The organism is Clostridium sp. TW13 (genome assembly GCF_024345225.1).
In the GTDB taxonomy this organism is placed as follows: domain Bacteria; phylum Bacillota; class Clostridia; order Clostridiales; family Clostridiaceae; genus Inconstantimicrobium; species Inconstantimicrobium mannanitabidum.
Genome location: NZ_BROD01000001.1, coordinates 2,865,736 through 2,886,813 on the forward strand (window position 1 = coordinate 2,865,736; position 21,078 = coordinate 2,886,813).

19 protein-coding genes are annotated in these 21,078 nt (G+C 27.0%); all 19 read right to left on the minus strand.

From position 1 onward, the window contains the following. The gene (locus OCU47_RS13630; protein WP_261829153.1) at nucleotides 1–669 is read right to left on the minus strand and encodes an acyltransferase; all 669 of its coding nucleotides are present in this window, start codon (nucleotides 667–669) and stop codon (nucleotides 1–3) included. Between the two features lie 5 nt (nucleotides 670–674). Further along, on the minus strand, nucleotides 675–1,259 hold the full coding sequence (gene rfbC / locus OCU47_RS13635) for a dTDP-4-dehydrorhamnose 3,5-epimerase (protein ID WP_261829154.1): 585 nt from the start codon (nucleotides 1,257–1,259) through the stop codon (nucleotides 675–677). A gap of 15 nt (nucleotides 1,260–1,274) precedes the next feature. Then, entirely contained in the window at nucleotides 1,275–2,183 is a 909-nt protein-coding gene (gene rfbA / locus OCU47_RS13640; RefSeq protein WP_261829155.1) for a glucose-1-phosphate thymidylyltransferase RfbA, read from the minus strand. A 149-nt stretch (nucleotides 2,184–2,332) separates the two neighbouring features. Then, on the minus strand, nucleotides 2,333–2,743 hold the full coding sequence (locus OCU47_RS13645) for a sugar 3,4-ketoisomerase (RefSeq protein WP_261829156.1): 411 nt from the start codon (nucleotides 2,741–2,743) through the stop codon (nucleotides 2,333–2,335). Nucleotides 2,744–2,801: 58 nt separating this feature from the next. Beyond that, nucleotides 2,802–3,617 (minus strand): N-acetyltransferase, encoded by an 816-nt coding sequence (locus tag OCU47_RS13650; protein ID WP_261829157.1) that lies wholly within the window; start codon nucleotides 3,615–3,617, stop codon nucleotides 2,802–2,804. 113 nt (nucleotides 3,618–3,730) lie between these two features. Further along, nucleotides 3,731–4,828, minus strand: a complete 1,098-nt coding sequence (locus tag OCU47_RS13655) for a DegT/DnrJ/EryC1/StrS family aminotransferase (RefSeq protein WP_261829158.1) — start codon at nucleotides 4,826–4,828, stop codon at nucleotides 3,731–3,733. A 300-nt stretch (nucleotides 4,829–5,128) separates the two neighbouring features. Next, on the minus strand, nucleotides 5,129–6,682 hold the full coding sequence (locus tag OCU47_RS13660) for a lipopolysaccharide biosynthesis protein (protein WP_261829159.1): 1,554 nt from the start codon (nucleotides 6,680–6,682) through the stop codon (nucleotides 5,129–5,131). Next, nucleotides 6,669–7,592: a glycosyltransferase gene (locus OCU47_RS13665; protein WP_261829160.1), complete on the minus strand. Its 924-nt coding sequence runs from the start codon at nucleotides 7,590–7,592 to the stop codon at nucleotides 6,669–6,671. The genes OCU47_RS13660 and OCU47_RS13665 overlap by 14 nt, the downstream gene beginning before the upstream one ends. A gap of 80 nt (nucleotides 7,593–7,672) precedes the next feature. Beyond that, nucleotides 7,673–9,082 carry a hypothetical protein gene (locus OCU47_RS13670; protein ID WP_261829161.1) on the minus strand — a complete coding sequence of 470 codons (1,410 nt, stop codon included), beginning with the start codon at nucleotides 9,080–9,082 and terminating at the stop codon, nucleotides 7,673–7,675. Between the two features lie 110 nt (nucleotides 9,083–9,192). Further along, nucleotides 9,193–10,341: a glycosyltransferase family 4 protein gene (locus OCU47_RS13675; protein ID WP_261829162.1), complete on the minus strand. Its 1,149-nt coding sequence runs from the start codon at nucleotides 10,339–10,341 to the stop codon at nucleotides 9,193–9,195. 17 nt (nucleotides 10,342–10,358) lie between these two features. Further along, on the minus strand, nucleotides 10,359–11,219 hold the full coding sequence (locus OCU47_RS13680) for a glycosyltransferase (RefSeq protein ID WP_261829163.1): 861 nt from the start codon (nucleotides 11,217–11,219) through the stop codon (nucleotides 10,359–10,361). A 45-nt stretch (nucleotides 11,220–11,264) separates the two neighbouring features. After that, entirely contained in the window at nucleotides 11,265–12,128 is an 864-nt protein-coding gene (locus OCU47_RS13685; protein WP_261829164.1) for a glycosyltransferase, read from the minus strand. 20 nt (nucleotides 12,129–12,148) lie between these two features. Then, complete coding sequence (locus tag OCU47_RS13690; RefSeq protein ID WP_261829165.1) at nucleotides 12,149–13,276, minus strand: glycosyltransferase family 4 protein; 1,128 nt, start codon at nucleotides 13,274–13,276, stop codon at nucleotides 12,149–12,151. A 23-nt stretch (nucleotides 13,277–13,299) separates the two neighbouring features. Further along, nucleotides 13,300–14,007 carry an acyltransferase gene (locus OCU47_RS13695; protein ID WP_261829166.1) on the minus strand — a complete coding sequence of 236 codons (708 nt, stop codon included), beginning with the start codon at nucleotides 14,005–14,007 and terminating at the stop codon, nucleotides 13,300–13,302. Further along, nucleotides 14,004–15,389 (minus strand): glycosyltransferase, encoded by a 1,386-nt coding sequence (locus tag OCU47_RS13700; protein ID WP_261829167.1) that lies wholly within the window; start codon nucleotides 15,387–15,389, stop codon nucleotides 14,004–14,006. The genes OCU47_RS13695 and OCU47_RS13700 overlap by 4 nt, the downstream gene beginning before the upstream one ends. A 33-nt stretch (nucleotides 15,390–15,422) precedes the next feature. After that, nucleotides 15,423–16,577, minus strand: coding sequence for a beta 1-4 rhamnosyltransferase Cps2T (gene cps2T / locus OCU47_RS13705; protein WP_261829168.1), 1,155 nt, complete (start codon nucleotides 16,575–16,577; stop codon nucleotides 15,423–15,425). A 59-nt stretch (nucleotides 16,578–16,636) separates the two neighbouring features. Continuing rightward, nucleotides 16,637–17,950, minus strand: coding sequence for a UDP-glucose dehydrogenase family protein (locus OCU47_RS13710; RefSeq protein ID WP_261829169.1), 1,314 nt, complete (start codon nucleotides 17,948–17,950; stop codon nucleotides 16,637–16,639). A 494-nt stretch (nucleotides 17,951–18,444) separates the two neighbouring features. Next, on the minus strand, nucleotides 18,445–18,996 hold the full coding sequence (locus tag OCU47_RS13715) for a hemerythrin domain-containing protein (RefSeq protein WP_261829170.1): 552 nt from the start codon (nucleotides 18,994–18,996) through the stop codon (nucleotides 18,445–18,447). A 126-nt stretch (nucleotides 18,997–19,122) separates the two neighbouring features. After that, entirely contained in the window at nucleotides 19,123–20,811 is a 1,689-nt protein-coding gene (locus OCU47_RS13720; protein WP_261829171.1) for an ABC transporter ATP-binding protein, read from the minus strand. Between the last annotated feature and the right edge of the window lie 267 nt (nucleotides 20,812–21,078).

Consider the following 21,078-nt stretch of genomic DNA (forward strand, 5'->3'; position numbering starts at 1 on the left):
CTACATCTCCCAATATACATCACTTTTTAAAACTCTCATTGGACTTCCACCAATTATTTGATTTTCTCCCTTCATATAACCACATATGCTGCTATTGGCTGCAACAATTACATTATCACCAATAACTGCACCTTTAAGAATTGTATTTCTACATCCTATCCAAACATTAGATCCTATAATTATGGGTTTATCATTATTCAATCTTTGATTATTAATATTAAAAATTTTATGAAAATCTGTATCCATTATTAAGCAATCCCATGACATCAAACAATTATCTCCGAATGTTATACTTTTATTGCATATTATAGAGCTTTCAGCACTTATTTGAAAATTACTTCCTAATATTAACTCTCCATCTTTATTTACACTTATCCTTGATCCATGTCCAATATTGCTTTTTCCTTTAAATATAACCTTACCAGCTACTTGCCAAATAGATCGTGATTTATTTTTATCAAAAATCCCAATATCTCCAAATCCAATCTTAACAATTCCTCTTCTTATATCAGTGTCTAATATAACTTCTCCTGAAATCTCCTTTAAACATACATTATAATTAACTAATATAGGTAACTTTAATGCAGTCTTAAGCGGAAAATACTTAAAATTAAATATGAGTGTTTTAGGCAAACTCAAAATCTTTTCAATGTAGTTACTTATTTTCATACATGCTATTTCCTCTTATATATATAATCTTCATATTCACTTAAGTCTAATTCCTTTAAGCCCGGATGTATCTTATCTTTGTCAGATAAAAGTATATTTTCTATTCCGTCTAAAGGCCATTCTATATTGATATCTGGATCATTCCACATTACTCCACCATCATATTCTGGTGAGTAAAAATCTGTACATTTGTAATTAAAAACAGCCTCATCTGACAAAACTAAAAATCCATGTGCAAAACCTTCTGGAACATAAAATTGTTTTTTATTCTCATTACTAAGAACAACACCTTCCCATTGCCCATACGTAGGAGAGCCTGTTCTTAAATCAACTGCTACATCAAAAACTTTTCCTTTTGTTACCCTAACAAGCTTTCCTTGACTGTGCTTCTTTTGAAAATGAAGTCCTCTAAGCACTCCTTTACTAGATTTTGATTCATTATCTTGAACAAAAATCATATTAAGCCCAGCTTCAGCAAAGTGCTCCTTATTATAACTTTCTATAAAATAGCCTCTACTATCCCCAAAAACTTTAGGTTGTATTATGTACAATCCATCAATCTTTGTTTTATTAAAATTAAAATTTCCCATATTGATTCTCCCCTATTACTTTATAACTGGAGTTTTTCCCAGTGATTTTTTAATTTCAACTTCTTCTACTATATCAATTAGATACTTTCCATATCCAGTTTTCATTAATGGTTTAGAAAGTTGAATAACCTTTTCAGAGCTTATCCATCCCTGTCTGTAAGCAATTTCTTCAAGACATGCAATATATGTTCCTTGAGTATTTTGAACTGCTTCTACAAAATTTGAAGCTTGAAGCATAGATGCATGAGTACCTGTATCAAGCCAAGCCATTCCTCTACCAAATAATTGAACCTTCAAGGTTCCTTCTTCCATATATGCCTTATTCAAATCAGTTATCTCCAATTCTCCTCTTGACGATGGTTTCAATGCCTTAGCTTTTTGAACTACTGAATTATCATAGAAGTAAAGACCTGGTACTGCATATTTTGACTTTGGATGTTCAGGTTTTTCTTCTAAAGAAACGACCTTTCCAGCATCATCAAATTCAACAACTCCAAAAGCCTTTGGATTTTGAACATAATAACCAAATACATATGCCCCATTTTCTAATGCTGCAGCCTTTCTCAAATGCTCTGAAAAATTTTGACCATAGAAAATGTTGTCTCCAAGCACCATAGCTACATTATCATTACCAATAAATTCTTCTCCAATAATAAATGCTTCTGCAAGGCCATTTGGTTGTTCTTGAACTGCATATTCAATATTTAACCCAAAATCCTTTCCATCTTGAAAAAGTTCTTTAAAGTTAACAATATCTCTTGGTGTAGATATTATTAATATATCTTTTATTCCTGCAAGCATTAAAACTGACATTGGATAATATATCATAGGTTTGTCGTATATTGGGACCATTTGTTTAGACATTGCTTTTGTTACTGGATAAAGTCTTGTTCCTGATCCTCCTGCTAAAACTATTCCTTTCATAATATAACTATCATTCCTTTCTCTGTACTCAAGACACAAAATTTAATGAAAGTGATTAAAGTATCTAAGCTATAGGCACATAAAACTTAGCATAAATCACTCTTCTTCTATATTGGGCTACAAAAATCATGTAATATTTGTAATTTCATTTACTCGACAATTACTTCCTTTATATATTCATCAAAATTTCTTATATATTCTGAATTATCATAGCATTCACTTGCTAAAACTAAAAGTATACTATCTTCTGAAAAGTCATACATATCCTTCCAAACCATTTTAGGGATATATATTCCTGTATGAGGTTTGTCCAATTCGACTACTTCATCTCTATTACCATCTCTTATTCTTACTTTAGATGAACCACATACATTAATTAATACAAATTCACTTCTTCTATTTGCATGCTGACCTCTAACTACTTTACTATCAGAACCATAGATATAAAATATTCTTTTAATATCAAATGGAACATCCTTCATCCCCTCTACTACAACAAGCTTTCCTCTATCATCACCATGTTGTTTGAATTCTATCATCTTATGTCTATCCATTATCATAATCCCCTCCATAAAAATATTCTTAACTATTATTTAAAAAAACTAAATACTTATTAATTTACATATAAGGATTATTTTCTGCCCATTGTTCATATCCTACTTCATTCCATGGCATTCCTCTATCAAAAGTATATCTCCATGGATATACTTTTTCCCCTGATATTTTATTTTTTATATCTGACACTTTGCAAATAGGTTTAGCTGGATTTCCAGCCACTACAACTTCTTTATATACATCTTTATTAACAGTTGCTCCTGCCCCAACTAAAGCATCTTCATATATATGCACACCTGGTAATATAACACTCATAGTAGCTATAACAGCAAATGATTCGATTGTCACTCCAACAAGTTGTTCTGATGGTGGAGTTGGATCATTAGTTAATACTACATAAGGAAAAATCCAAACATAATCTTTTATAATGCTTTTTTGTCCAATATGAACGTTACTATGCATATTTACATAATTTCCAATTTTGCAATATCCTTGAATATCAGATAAAGTACCTATTCTTACATTATTACCAATTTTTGATTTTTCTCTAATTGTAACTCTATGCCCTGTTTGAAAATTATCTCCAATTTGATTTTCTCCATAAATAATAGTTTCACTACGAATCACCGAATTTTCTCCAATTATTAGAGGATGATTTTTGTTTTTCATGTCATCAAAAAAATCCACAAGATATTCTCCTAAAATACATCTTGCTCCAACAAATGTTCCTTTTTTTATATGCACATTATCTTTTATAATACAACCATAATCAATATATACATCATCTTCAATTATTACATTTTCTCCTATTATACTACCATCTTTTATTACAACATTCTTACCTATTAGTGAATTTTTAGATATCATTGAATTATTCACGTTTTTCCCTCCAAAACAATATTTCTTATACCTCATGATTTTTTATACTAACTAAGCGTAATTTAATTACTTTATATACTAAAATTATTTTTTAAGTAGCATACTGTCAAATATTATTTATTCCAAGAATTGATAGAATTTATGATATACTCTAATTCTTCATCAGTCATTCCGTTATATAATGGTAATGATAATACTTCATTCGCATATCTCTCAGTTATAGGCAGACTACCTTTAGGTACATTTAAATATTTATAAGCATCTGCTAGATGTGGTGGTATTGGATAGTGAATAATTGTACCAATTTCTTTAGAATTTAAATATTCAATCAATGACTCTCTATTTTTCACTCTTATAACAAACTGATGCCAAACAGTTGTAACTCCATCACAAACTTCAGGTAATTCTATATTTTTATTTTTAAGTTCTTTTAAGTATTTATTGCAAATTTCATGACGTTCCTTGGTAATTTCATCAAGATATTGAAGTCTAATCCTTAAAAGCCCTGCTTGCATCTCATCAAGTCTTGAATTTGTTCCTACAACAATATTATGATATCTCTTTTCACTGCCATAGTTTCTAAACACTCTAACTTTTTGAGCTAAACTATCATCATTAGTAGTAATAGCTCCTGCATCACCAAAAGCCCCTAAGTTTTTTGAAGGATAAAAACTAAAGCAACCAATATCACCAAATGTTCCACATTGTTTTCCTGCATCCATTGCCCCATGAGCTTGAGCACAATCTTCAACTACACGCAATTTATGCTTTTTGGCAATTTCCATTACTTTATTCATTTCAGAACATTGACCATATAAGTGTACAACTAAAATAGCCTTGGTTTTCTCTGTAATTTTTTCTTCTATTTTATCTACATCAATGTTGTTATATTTATTAGGTTCTACAAATATTGGAGTAGCACCATTAATTGTTATTCCCATAACACTTGCTATATAAGTGTTACCTTGAACAATAACTTCATCTCCAGCTCCTATTCCTAGCACCCTAAATGCAATCCAAAGTGCATCAAGACCATTTCCAACACCTACACAATGCTTTGCTCCTGTGTAGTTAGCAAATTCCTCCTCAAACAAAGTAACTTCTTTTCCAAGTACATACCATCCTGAACGTAGAACTTCAATAGCCTTATGTTCAAATTCTTCTTGATGTTGAAAGAATCCCCTGTCTAACCTATTAGGCATTATTTTCATAAAAAACACTCCTTCATTTTCTAATTATGTGAAATATTATACATAAAATTACTTTAATCCATACATTATTATAACTTTGAGCAATACCACCTTCCCACCCATATGTCAATTAAAATATATGACATATTTATTATTTCATACTCTTATATGACTAATAAGAATCTACCATTAAATTAGACGTAAATATAAGACTCTAGACTTGCTCATTTTAGGTTTTAAATCAACTTCAAACTTTTATATTTCAATCATTAATAATGTATCAGAATATTTCTTATATATATTTAAAATTACTTTTTCTATTTACTTATGTTTTTTTCTTATAAGCAACATAGCATTTTTCACATTAAATTTATTCATTAAATATTTAAATTCTTTACTTGATCTAAAAAATAGAACAATCAACGAATTTGGCACAAAAACACAAGCTACCATTTTAACCATAAATAGACTCAAATGATTATCGGTTGTAACTAAACTACTGATAAAGTATGTTATTGACGCTATTACTAAAGTACTAAACATATAAACTATATGTTTAATATAATACCTTCTTGATGACATTTTGAATACATACTTGTAAACATTCCATGGTAACACATATGCTGTTATACATGTACTTACTGATGTTGCTAAAAATATTCCCACCATTCCCATCTTAAACAACCCTGAAAATATCATAGCTAAAATTAAATTTAAAACACCTTCTGTTAATGACCAAAACTTAAAGAAAGGATATGGATTATAAAGACCAGCTGCATTTCTTACTACTTCAATAGCATTCGTCATTCCCCTAAAATAGAAGTTAAAAACTAATATAGCAACTGTTATAATATTAAACAACATTCCTTTTCCTAACCATAACTCTATAAATGGATTCAATAGAATGAATAATGAAATAGCACAAAATGTTGATATCCAAAAATTTATAAAATACAAAATTTCAAATATTTCATTAGCTTCTTTAAGATTTTTCTGCACCATAAAATTACCAAAACTTGCTTTTATCCCTTGAAATATTTGTCCTATCAATGTATTAACTGTATTTATCAAAAGTAAATAATTTGAATATAATCCTACTGCTGCGACTCCAACAAATGTCGATAATAAAATATTATCTGTCCCAAATACAAAATAAGTTGAAATATTAACTATAAAAAGTGCTTTAGCATTCTTTATTATTTCTCGTTTAGTCTTTGCCTTTAATAATGGTTTATTCTTGTCCATTAAATAACTATATTTCTTATTTGTAATGACATATATAAAGATATTTTTGATTACTCCTAATACTAATTTAACAACTAAAAATAGTATGTAATTTCTAGTAAAAAAAACTATACTTATTTGTGCTAATGTTGTAATAACAGTGAATACTGTAGATATATTATTTAATATATAACCTTTTTGATCAGCAGATAAAATATTACTCCTATATGCTAAAAAATATGATAAAACAGAATCCATTAAAAATACTATATATACTGTATTAACATATGTACTAGAAATATCTGTTTTCATTATATATTTTAAGAAAGGTAAAAGCATCAATCCTAATACTGCGACCAAAATTCCAATAAATTTATACAACTTAGAATATAAATTCATTATAGCTTTTACTTGGTTATAATTTCTCTCTGCTAATGGTTTATAGAGACTATAATAAATAGCACTCCCTATCCCTAAATCAACTAAACTAAGCATAGATAGTATATTTGTTAACAATCCATTTATTCCAAGATACTCTATTCCTATATATTGAATAAATATTTTTCTTGATACAAATCCCAACAAAATTATTACTACTTGCATTATAACGCCTGTCGCTATATTCTTAACTACATAATCAGTTCTTTTCATGAATCATCAACCTCTTTATTCTATTTGCTAGAATAACATCTATATTTATAAGCCTAACTATTAATTTCTTAATAACATTATACTGTGATAATCGATATGTTCTTATATACTTCCATTTTATTTTCTTATGCAACCAGTATCCTAATTCAGACTTATGCGGTAGTATTTCGTCTTCATAACATCTGATAATATCCTTAATAAATATAGGGTTAGGGGTTCTAGCACTGCTCACTCCAACTTCTGACCTATATTTTACTGATATTATATCAAGATAATGAATTTTACAGCCACTTCTCGAGATTTTAAGCCACATTGGCCAATCTTCTACAAGTTTATACTTTTCGTTAAAATAGCCATATTTATCAAATAAATCTTTATTGAACATTACACTGGGCGCTGCTATCATATCCCTAACACATAATAATTTGAAAAACTCATGTGGATTTTGACCTATTGGTAATAAGTTCTGATAATCTTTTATTTTAAAATCAGCTTCATCTAATTTTTTCATATTACTATCACATAACAATATATTTGAGGTTAATACATAAGCGTCATTTTCATTAAGATAATTAATCATTTTAAGTAGTACATCATCTGAATAAAATGTATCATCTGAAGCAATAAACTTTATATATTCACCCCTTGACATTTTAATTGCTTTGTTAGCATTTTTAACTATACCCAGATTCACAGGATTTTTATATGCAATCACCTTTTTCACATTGTTCTTGCAATTAGTATTTATATACTGTTCATAAAATTTAGTATCAAATTGTTCTGTTCCGTCATCACCAAGTATTATTTCTATGTCTGAATATGTTTGACTCAAGACAGAATCTATAGTTTCTTTTAAGTATTGTAAATTTTTATATGACAATATAATCACACTAACCAAATTATTTTCCATAAAAATCTCCTTATAAAATTTAATTAATATACTCTATAGCAATATAAAACCGGAACTACCATAGACATATATTTTAAATACTACGATTGTACTTGCTTATAAATATTATTTATATAACCAGTGAAGATCCATAATATTAAACTAGTTTGAATATTATATAAACAATCCGTATATATGCACAAAGCAAAAAATGATATAAGAAAAGATATATATGCTAAACTAGTACTTCTATATTCTTCATTTTCAGTTTTGTAGTATACACGAATTGCCCTAACAAAGAATATACTAAACATTATTACCAAAACAAGTATGCCAATTATACCGTTATCTAAAAAAAATACATTTAAAGATACAATTTCATACCCTCTCGTTCTATTATCTAAATAATATTTTGATCCTTCTAACTGATTTATGTTTCTTCCCTTCCATAGTGCTAAATCATATGTTGTAAAATCTGATGGTACAGAATACCCTAAGCCTTTTCCTATATATTTATACACAGTATCATTCAATTCATTGTTAATGTTCAAAAAGTTATCTACTCTTCCATAATCATAAGCAGGATTCTTGTAATTGAAGTATTCTATAACTTTATCTACTGTAAAAAAGTCATTAAAATTGCTATATACTCTTCCTAGTAGTTTTGTAGACGCTATAAAAACTATAGTTATCAGTATTGTAATAATAACTTTTTTATAAAACTTATTTTTACTTATTATAATATAAACACATAATATAGAAATTGGAAGGACTATAAATGCTACTTTAATTTCTCCAAAAATTATTATATATAGAGTGCTCAATATCACAAAATAAGATAAAATATTTCTTTTGTTATATATAACATAATAAAAAATTATACAAATAAAACATAATATATACGGTGTTCCATATAAACCAAATGTTCCACAAATTTGATCTCTATCAGCATATCTTTTTGATTGAAATAGTACTAAAATTACTTGCAATAAATAAATAAATCCTACTATGTTTTTTACTTTTACAAATTTCACTTCTAACTTAGAAATGCATATGTATAAGATTATCCATCTAAAGTATGTTCTTAATCCTAAAAATAAATTATAAATTGTGTAATCCTCATAAATAACTCTTAATAAACTCATACAAATTGTAACAATAAAAATTATTATTACAGGATCTTTTAAAAAATCCGATTTAATTTTATTGCCACGAATTGTTTTAAAAAATAAAATTATACTTATAATGTCAACATAAAATCTTAGACTAAGTGGAACTTCTATTTGAGTAAATATCCATAAATAATCCAAAACAAATGTTGATGATATTAGAAAATAAATTTGCATTTTAATAAAATTCAATTCATTTATTATGGATAGGAAGAACACTGTAAACACTAAAATTACAGTACCAATAACCCAACCATTTCCGCTTATTGCTGCAATAAGATTTACTAGCATAAATAAAAACATTACCAAGCAATCCTTGTAGTAGCTTCTAATATAATACATTTTTCCCTCCTTAACTAATAAATAATTTTATCACACTATCCCATCAGTACTTAATAATAAACTATTTCTTTCTTATAATCCTATTATAAAATTAGTGATAACCTAAAAAATTATTTACAATGATCTTCAATTACTTTTGCATATAACTCGTAAATATTCTCCGAATTTATTTTATCTGTAAAATTTTCTTCTGCAAATCTATGAGCGTTAGTAGCAATTTTTTCAACATGCTCTTGATTATTAATTACATACTCTATTTTATTAGCTAAATCATATGAATCACCTGTTTTATACAGGATTCCATTCATATTTTCTCCTATTAATTCTAACGTCGCTGTATTATCTGCACCTATTATAGGTATGCCATACATCATCGCTTCTACGGTTGTCCTACCAAACCCCTCACTTCGTGAGCAATTTAATTCAAGATTCATATCATATCTAATCTTATTAATATCTTTATTAAAATCAATAAATTCAATATATTCACTTATGCCTTTTTGTTGTATTATACTAATTAATTTACTATAATAATTTTCTTCTTTTCCTCCAATTATAAATAATTTGATATTTAAAATACCTTTTCTAATTAATATGTCTACTGAATTTATCGCATCAATTTGACCTTTTGATTCACATATAGCTCCTATTACACATATATTAAATTTTTTATCTTCACTTAACAGCTTAAATCTTCTAATATTCAACAATTTTATTCCGTCATATATCGTACTAATTTTATCTTTATATAATTCTGTATAAGACTCTTTTAAAGAATTAGAAACTGCTATAGCTTGGAAAGTATTCTTTTGAATAAATTTTAATATCCATTTTCTCATAAATATATATTTTCTACCACTACATTCAGTAACTTCTCTTATATGTTGAATATGTGGAATATTTGTACTATGACTCAAAAAAGCACCAAAGCATACAACACTACTATTAGAATGAATACAAGAAATATTCATCTTTTTTAATCTAAATGATAAAAAGAAACTTAAAATGAAATTATGTGCAATTGCAATTAATATTTTTATACAATTCAAAATTGTAAATTTATGTTTTAGCAATCTATGAGATTTACAAACTACTATTTCTATATTTCTTTTTTGTAATTCATCAACTAAACTTCCATTATTATTATGTAATAATACACATATATCCACCTTTATTTCTTTTAGATTATCTATTAATTCCAATAATGCTAGCGTAGCTCCCCCAAGTTCCATTTCATGCGCAACAAATAGAATCTTCATAAGAAAATACTCCTTTTCTAACTCATTTTTCCTAAAACACTTTTGAAACCATCTTTCATTCCTTTATACATATAAAATAAATCCTTTCTTCGATTTTTGCTAAATAAAATAGTATTTCTAAATTCTTCTATAATTCTTCTAAAATATGAATAAGAAAATTGCTTACACATATAAATGCAATTTCTTGAAATATAATATAAAGATATGCCACTATATGTTCTTAACTCAAATTGTTTTCCAAAAATCTTCTTTGAGAAATGTTTTCCTTCATTATGCAATATATATACATCTCTATTTATAAAGCAATTTCCTTCTACGCTTGCAACCCTCTTACAAAATTCATCATCAACATAATATATAAATAGATCTTCATTAAAATATCCTATTTCTTGAAATATTCTAACATTAAATACACATCCAGATTGCATTAACCCCTCAACTTTAATTAATTTATTACTATCTGATAACCTTTCATATTTGCTAATTCCGCTACTTTTATCTATTACATCTGGTGCTAAAATTAAATCCTTATATGTTAACTCCATCTCTTTATATTGACTTAACATTTTACCAACAAATTCATCACAACATATTGAATCATGATCTAAAGTAACTATATATTCTAAGTTGTTGTTCATAGCTTCCCTTATTCCTATATTTAATGCTGATGCTATTCCCTTATTTTCAGATAAATAAATTACTTTCAATTTATTACTTCGGCTAACCAACTCTGATAATATCTCCGTGCACAAATTATCTGAATTATTATCAACAACTATAACCATATCCACTTGGTACATAATCGAATTTATAGTCTCTTTTATTGTTTCCTGTGAATTATATGATATTATAATTGCTGCAATCGATCTACCTTCCATACTTATTCACCTACTAACGCTATTTGTTATGCTTATTATTAAAAATTATATTATTTTATAAAATTCTATACATGACTTTAAAATATTTTTATATATAAACTTTCTTTTTTCATCACTTGCTTTCAAGAAAAAATCAGTAGATGAATCTTCCTTATGGTATATTGTTATACTTGGAAAATAACAAGTTTTAAAATTATTTTTCTTGCATAGATAATATAATATATCTTCTTCTACAAATAGGAATGTGTTTGGATAAAATGCATAATCCATATTTTTAATATACAATTCAGAAAAAATTAAACATGCACCATGTAATGGTACATTCACTAAAATTTCATTTTTAAAATTTAATGATTGTTTATTGTTTATTGCAGAGTTTTTATTTTTTGATTTTATTTCTTTTATTATTTTTTCTATTTTGGTAACATTAAGAATATATAATACAAAATATTTTATTATACTTTTTATAAGTTTGTTTTTACTATCTATTATATTTTTCAAAGGATTTTGATTACAATTATCCTTCAAAGAAATTATTTGGGGTCCCAATAAATGAAACTCATTTGTGTCATAGTAATTAATAAATGATTTTATAAAATCATTATCCTGTATTATAGTATCATTATTAATTACAACAATATAATCAGCATCCAATTTTTCTTTTGCAAACTTATATCCTACATTATTTCCTTTTGCAAATCCTAAATTTTCACTATTTCTTATTAAAAATATATCTTCAACCTCTTTATAATCATCTTCTAAACTTTCAAATGAATTATTATTAGATGCATTATCAACTATCACAATTTTGTAATTATTATAATTAACATTTGCTTTTATAGATTGTACACATTCAAATGTATCTTTATATGTTAAATAATGCAATATAACAAATACTACTTTAGGCATTGTAAAACTTCTCCTTAACTTTATTTGTATACTTCTTCAATAAAACGCTTACTTACCTTATCCCATAAAAAATTATTTTCAACTGTACATTTTGAATTCATTCTTAAACTGTCAGAATACTTTTTATCAAAGCATATATTCAATATTTCTTTTGCCCATATATCAACATTAAATTTATCAATTATAACTCCATTAGCTTTATTTTCTATCAGTGTACTTGATCCTCCATTTAAACTAGTTACAACTGGCACACCAAAATACATTGCCTCTAACAACACCATTCCAAATATCTCTAACTTTGAAGGTAAAATAAAAGCCTCTGCTTCTGGATATATGTATTTTAAAGATTTATTATCAATTTTATCAATGAAAACTATATTTTTTCGTGCATTTTCACTTATAAGTTCTAATGATTTTTTAATATAAGATTTTTTTCCTTTTCCTATGACAACAAGTTTTATTTCTGAATTTTCTTTATTTACCTTATCAAATACTTGTAACATAAATCCAAAATTTTTTCTTTCCATTAAACTTCCCACATATAGTATGCTTTTATTTTTATTCATAAATTTTTTCAACTCAAGCACTTGTTCACTTGGACTATCAACTTTATCAAAAACATCTATATCTAATCCAACCCCTAAAGTCACAACATTGTTAAATCCTTTTTTTTCCAAGTACTTCTTAGACAAATCTGATTTTGTAAATACTTTATACAAATTCTTATCTAATTTTTTAGTAAATAGTAAATCATATATCTTCTCAGTAAATGGTATTTTAAACATATTATAATATGGTCCATTATATAATACTACTTTAGGATTGTATCGTGTCCATAATAGAGACATAATTTGACTATACTCTGTCGTTATTATTAAATCATATTTATTTACAAAATCCTTTTTTAATAAAGATGGATAGATTCCTGTTCTTAATAGTTTATATCCTTTTCTCCATAACAAATTTATCTTCTTGCCATTACAACTATCTACATATATTTCTTCATCCTTATCAATATCAGAGTAATATATTATATCGCAATCAAACCCTTTCTTACACAATGCTTTGCAAAATCCAATTTCCTGCAAGTTATACAAATTAGGGTTAACTTTATATGGTCCATTCCTTACATACAATATTTTTTTCATTAATAAATTGCTCCTTTCTTTTGTTAATTCTTAATTTCATTTCTGTATTTAATTATTTTGACAGGACTTCCTGCTACTATTGCATTATCCGGAATATCTTTATTTACTAAAGTATTGGCCCCTATAACACAACCACTACCAACAGTTACACCATCCAAAAATACAACTCCAGATCCAATCCAACAATTATCACCAATTTTTATTCCTTTACTATTTACACCTTGTAATCGTATAGGAACATTAATATCCCCAAAATTATGATTTTCAGAATGAAATCTTACATTTTGCCCCATAATGACATCATTTCCTATTTCAATTCCTCCAGCTGCACCAAAAAAGCAATTTTCACCCATCCCACAATTGTTTCCTATTTTAATTCCATTTCCTATATTTCTAATGGTTCCTGTACATAATATTCTTGTAAAATCACCTATTCTAACATTGTTACCTATACTAACACCATTTCTAGATAATGCATCTATTAAGACAAAATCTCCAATATTAACGCCTCTACCAAAACTTATTTTTTTCTTTATCTTCAATTTGCTTCTACGCCCTATGAAAATAATTCTACTTTTTTTTCTAATAAATATTGATTTTAAATTACCTCTAATCAAATTAATAATCATTAAAATCGCCTTGCTTAAAAGATAACTTAAGCTTATATCTTTATCTAACGTAAAATCATTTCCCTTTACCTTCTTTATAAAAACCTCTAAAATTTTCATCATTGTGAACATTCTCCCAAAACATTTTTATAAAATGCGTCTATCTTTTTATAATGATCATACATACTAACTTCAAAGTTATCATCGACTATAGTTTTATTGATGTTAATCAATATTTGTCTATCATTTATGATTTCAATTATTTTATTTCTAATCTGAAATTTATCTTCTTTAGTGATAATACCCTTTCTCAATTTATCATTACATACAATATCCTTGCTACCAACTTTAGAAGTAATAAGTACTGGCACACCAAAACTTAGTGCTTCTAAAGTAATAAATCCAAATGTCTCATTCCAAATACTTGGCACTATTAATAGGTCTGTATTATCAAATATATAACTAAGTTGATCATATGAATATCTACCATGAATATTAATATTATCGTCTAATTCCCGCTCAGATATATCACCATATAAATTCAGTTCTACATCTGATTTATACTCTTTATTAAGCTCTTTCATTGTATCTATTAACAAATTAAACCCTTTATATTTCTTATCTGGTCCTAGATATGTTAGTTTTAATTTACTATTGTCATATGTTTTTATCTTTCTATTGTCCTTTATATCTCCATGAGTAATTGATATTATTTCTCCATTAGCCTTGATGTATTGATTATATACTTTTTGAGATATAGTACTATTAAATAAGAATGTATCAATGTAATTGAACATATCATTATAATATTCAATTAATTTATTATATGAATTTTTATATTCTTGAGTAATTTTTACTTCAACTTTGCATTCACTAGAACTAATATTGTTGTTACCTCTTTTTATTTTTCTAGCTAATGGCTTTAGCTTAGAAACGATACCTTTATTTTTTAAAAATCTATACACAGGTGATTGAAGCATCATTATAGTTCTGCTACTGTATCCCAATTTGTTACACCTTAAGCATTTTTCTAAATTTCTTTCTTCGCACAATGCTCCTTCATTATCTATATAATTCACTTTAGTACAAAGTCCAAAATAATCATGTGTAGTATATACTTTTTTTATATTTAAATCACTACAAGCTTCTAAAAATTCTTTATGCAATCCCATTAAGGTATGAATATGAACTATCTGTATTTCTTTTTCAATTAGAAAGTTTTCAAATACTATCTTGTTACAAGCCTCCATAAATTTTTGTGGTTCTGAAATACCATGTAATAAAGGAACAGGTAATGGATTTATAATTTCATATGTATTTATTCCATATTCATTTTTATAATATTTGATTCTAGTTTTATCCTTTATAACAGATATTGTTCCTGGAAATAACAGATATACCTTATCTCCATTTCTTGCTTGTCCTTTCATCAAGTCAAATGAATATTTAGTTAATCCACCAGTTCTATATGGTGGAAGACCTAATGAATAATGCAAAATATTCATATTATCCTCCATTAAATTAATTTTATAACTTTACTATTGGACAAATAAATTTTCATACTTGTTTATAATATAATTCCATGTATATTCTTCATCTATTCTGCTTTTAGCTTTAGCACCTAAAGCTTTTAAATACTCTTTATCAATAACATCTAGCTTATCAATAAGCTGAGCTAAATTTTTATTTTCTTTACTAAAATATAATGCTCCATCCTCTCCTACTTCTATGTTAAAGCCAACATCAAGTAAAAGATTTAAATCAGTTGTAGCTAATGCTTCTAATAAAGATGGATTAGTTCCTCCAACTTCATGCCCATGCAAATATCCATACGCATTTTCTCTAATCTTTTTTAATAACTCTTGATTATAAACTGTACCAACAAATTTTATTCTCTTATCTTTATCAAAGTTAGTTTTTTGTCTTAACTCTTCATAAAAATTATTTTTCTCTACATTTGTTATTAATACAAAATCTTTTTTAGTATTTGATTTCATAAATTCAGTTATCATAGTTTCATAGTTATTTTCTGGAACAAATCTTCCTACAACTAAATAGTACTCCTTTTTCTTGACATTCTTCTCATTGTACCAATCAATTAAAATACTATCATGATCTGATAATTTTGATTTTTCAGTATCAGCTCCATAAGCTATAAAAGTTGTTTTAGGATTATACTGACTATAATCTTCAAGTATATATTTCTCTATGTTTTTCGAGTCACATACTAATAAATCTGCATGTTTAACCATATACTTTTCAGATATCTTCCAATATTGTCTTATAGCCTTATTCCATTTTGCCCTTTTCCACTCATGTCCATCTGGATTAACTAATAAAGTTGCACCTAATTTTTTTAGTTGTCTTTTGTATTTCCCAATAAATGGTCCTATCCTACATGCTAAAATATATACTATTGCATTTTTTATATTTTTTTCTTTTATATATCTAATGCTCTCCTTTAATGCTGTTATATCATAATAAACTGCTTTTGCTGCCCCAATATTAGGTACATTTACATTAAAACATCTAGCACCATTATGCTCAATTTCTTTATTATCATTTGATAAACAAGAAACATGGTACTTTATTTCTTTACTTTTTTGTCCTTCTGTTAATTTTTCAACAAACGTCTCAAATCCACCATACTTTGCTGGTATCCCCTTTGAACCTATAATAAATACATGCTGCATTGTATAACCTCTTATTTCACATTATTGTCTTAATACTATACTTAAATCTATTTATACGGCTATTTAATATTTAATATAGCTTTTCTTCCAACTGAATGATATTCCACTTGGCTCTTTTCCGTATCTGTAATTTTATAACAATTTCTTCCGTCAAAAATTATAGGTGTTTTCATTAAGTTTGCATATACACTTAAATCTAAAGACTTGATTTCATCCCATTCTGTAAATATAAATGCTAAATCTGCATCCTTTAATGTTTCTTCTGGAGTGTTTACATATTTAATTTCACTTGGAAATATTCTCTTGAAATTATCCATTCCAACTGGATCGTATGCAACTACTTCCGCTCCTTCATCTAATAGTCTTCTTACATTAGGTATTGATGGAGCTTCTCTTAAGTCGTCAGTTCCTGGTTTAAATGTCAATCCAAGTACTGCAACCTTTAATCCTTTTAAAGTTTCAAATCTTTGTTTTGCCAATCTGAATAATTTATATTTTTGATTTTGATTCACTTCTATTGTTGCTTTTATTGTCTTTAATTCATATCCATTATCATTTGCAAGCCAATGAAGAGCTTTAGTATCCTTAGGGAAACATGAACCACCATATCCAATTCCTGCTTTCAAGAATTTATCTCCTATTCTTGGATCAAAACTCATTCCTTTGGCTACATCCTCTACATCTGCTCCAACTATTTCACAGAAATTAGCTATTTCATTCATAAACGAAATTTTAAGTGCTAAGAAATCATTAGATGCGTATTTAATCATTTCTGCACTTCTTCTATTTGTAACCACTATTGGTTGATTATATCTTTCATATACTTCTCTTAATACATTCTCTGCATTTGTTGATTCAACACCAATCACTATTCTTTTAGCATATAAAGTATCAACAACTGCTGTTCCTTGAGCTAAAAATTCTGGATTTGATGCAACTTCTATATGTACATTATTCTTAGCATTCTCTTGTAAGAATTCTTCAACTTTATCATTAGTTCCTATTGGCACTGTAGATTTAACTACCACTAAACAATCTTTTTCCACATTTTCAGCTATTTGTGCACATACATTAAATACGTAATCTAAATTTGCTGATCCATCTTCTCTTTCCGGAGTACCAACACCTATAAAAACTACATCCGCATCTTTGTAAGCACTTTTATAATCCACTGTAAAATCTAATCTTCCTGCATCATGGTTTTTCTTTAATAATTCATCTAAGCCTGGTTCATATATAGGTGATATCCCCTTTTTCATCTTTTCAACCTTGCTTTGATCTATATCTACACATGTTACATAATGTCCAACTTCTGAATGACATGCTCCTGTAACCAATCCCACATAGCCTGTCCCAGCAACTACTATTTTCATTTTTTCACCTTCCAAATTAAAATGCATTACCATTATTCTGTTTTATTACATTTTATATATATTTATACTTAGAATTAATTTCAATATTATTAACACTAATCCCAATACTGATATAATATTCATCTAATAATAAATACTGTATTATTTTTGTAACCTTTTCTAGTTTAGCATACTTTAGGTACAAAGTTAATAATTTTTATGAACTTTTATCATAGTTATACAGTTTTTATTTGAGTTATATTAAAAATATTATAAAATTAAATTTTGATTTTATACACATTTGTAATATTAATGCTAATAATATAAATTTCGACACGTTTTTTTACAAAACGGCAATAAATAAAATAACTTCCATTTATATTTTTATTTTACTTATTACTTATAGTATTGTAATACTTAATAATTATCCCAGCACAAAAAAGCCCTCCTGCAATTTTATTTATAAATTGCAGGGGGCTTTTTATATTACAAATTATTTACTTTTAACATGAATTTTAATTTAAATATTTGCTTTCTAACTTTTCCAATATTTTTATGTTTTCTTCCTTAATAGAACTATGGTCATTTTCATAAGCTAAACATTCTTTATTTATTGTTTCAAAAGTTTCTAAATTGAGTTCTCTTTCAGCAAATTTGTATATAACATTATCTTCTTTTTCTATGTGTCTTTCCAATAACTTTGTGTAAGAGATGGCATTTGCAATGACATCTAGCTTAGATTCATCATCTCCACCTTTTAAGCTTTCAAGAGCTTCATCAAGAGCCTTTACATGATATCTTCCCAAATCATGCTCAACTAGCATACCATGCTTTATAGTCTTTTCTCCTAAGGCACCCAGATTGTCAATCATTCTGTTAAAAAGCATTATTTCCTCTTTATTGTGGTGATGACCATCTGCATAATTCCTAATGAAGCTTATCATCAACTTGAAATCCTCGTAATTAATTTCTTCACCTTTTAGCACTCCATAACATGCTTTTCTTACAACAACAAGCATGCGCTTGATGTATTTATGTTCTTCCATCATTATATCTATAGCACTCATATTAAACCTCCATACTTTAACTTTATTACTTTATTAATAACTACATATTTTTAGTATTTGCATTTCTGATTTTAATTATAAGTGATTTTGTTTTAATTTACGGTAACACTGGTTACAAATGTTAGATTAATCATTTGCACTAGTATAGTATAGTTCATTAAAATAAGAATTGTTAGAAAGTAATTCATGAAAGGAACCTTGTCCTACTATTTTTCCTTCTTTAAATGCAATAATCCTCTTTAAATTCTTGATTGAATTCAAACGATGAGCAATCACAATGACGGTTTTTTCTTTTAAATGATCCATTACTTCATTCATAACTTTTTCTTCTGTTATATTATCCATAGCAGATGTAGCTTCATCTAATATAACTAGTTTAGACTCTGTAAACCACAATCTAGCCAGTGCTAATCTTTGTCTTTCTCCTCCTGAAAGAGTTATTCCCCTTTCACCTAATTCTGTATCCAAACCATTTTCCATTTTTCTATATAGCTCTAACAAATTTACTTTCTCTAATACTTCAATAATATGCTTTTCATCAACTTGATTATCAAACACAATGTTCTCTCTTAATGTGCCATCAAACACAGGCGATTCTTGTGATACATAAGCTATATAATCATAGAAACTATCTAACTTAACCTTAAATAAATTATAATTATCAATAAGAATTTTGCCATCACTTGGTTTTAGCAATCCAATAAGCAACTTGATTAATGTAGACTTTCCAGAGCCACTTTCTCCTACAATAGCGATATTTTCACCATGAGAAATTTTAAAATTCAACTCATTAAAAATAGTTTTGTCTCCATATTGAAAACTTATATTATCAAATGAAACATCACCACTTAAACTTTCAATGTTATCTCCATATTCAAGCTGCTTATCATTTGGACAATTTAAGAAATCTATATATCTATTAAACGAAGTCATATCTAATTTATATTCAACAAACAAAACATTAAATATTGCAATAGGGTTATAAGCATTATCTACCAAAGCAATTAATGCAATGATAGAACCAATAGATATTGATTTTGTTTTCCATCCATATACTACAATTCCAACTTTAATAAAAGTTACCATTAGCGCAAAGATTGTAAAAAATGCTTCATGAATTAATGTCATCTTAACCTTTGAATTAACAATTTCTTTTTTTGCATTTGTGGCTTTCTGAATTTCATTTTTAAAGCGTTTATTAATTCTAAATACCACCATTTCCATAAAACCACGTACAAGGAAATGATTCATTTTTTCCTCATTAGACAGAATGTGTTCTTTGATTTGATAAAGTGCTTTGAGTAATAAATTAGTTATAATAAAAACCACCACATATCCAATCAAAATTGCAGCCATAATAGTTTTGTTTATCCTATAAATGAAAACCAAACTAAATAAAATAGATGGAATCAACTGTCTTATTAGACAAAAATAGAAATCAAATAAAATACTTTTACCTGCAGATGCTCCATTCTCAATTCTTTGGATTAACTTACCTGTCCCTATAGTTTGATATGCTTCATAATCTATCTCACTAATTTTTATCAATGATTTAATCTTCAAATCAAGAAAAATACCATGTTGAAGCTTCTGTGCTGGGTATTCATCTACATAATTTAATATACAAATCACTATAAGAACTAGTCCATAAATCATTATAATTCCTAATGATAGAGAAACACTATTAAATCTATCTATGAGCTTTTGAAAATAATCTGCACTAAAGTTGTTTAAAAATGCAATCAATATGCCTAATCCTATATACACCAATACTAATATTTTGTTCTTTTTTATTATCTCTTTTAAATAATCCATAACTGTACTCCTTTTAACAACTAATTATTTTTTGAAGATGTCTAATCGGAATCAATACAGTTGCCACTGCTCGCAAGTTTTCTATTTTTACCTCAGTACAATCTGCCAACAGATTATATCAACTGCACTGAGTGGTTACCTGAATGAGTTCTCATAAGAGTTCACGCCCTTTCACATTCTATGTAAATTTTTCTATAGTTTAACTTTAGCATAATTTACACATTAAATATAGCGTTATTAAAAGCAAAAATCTCTAGTCAATTAAAA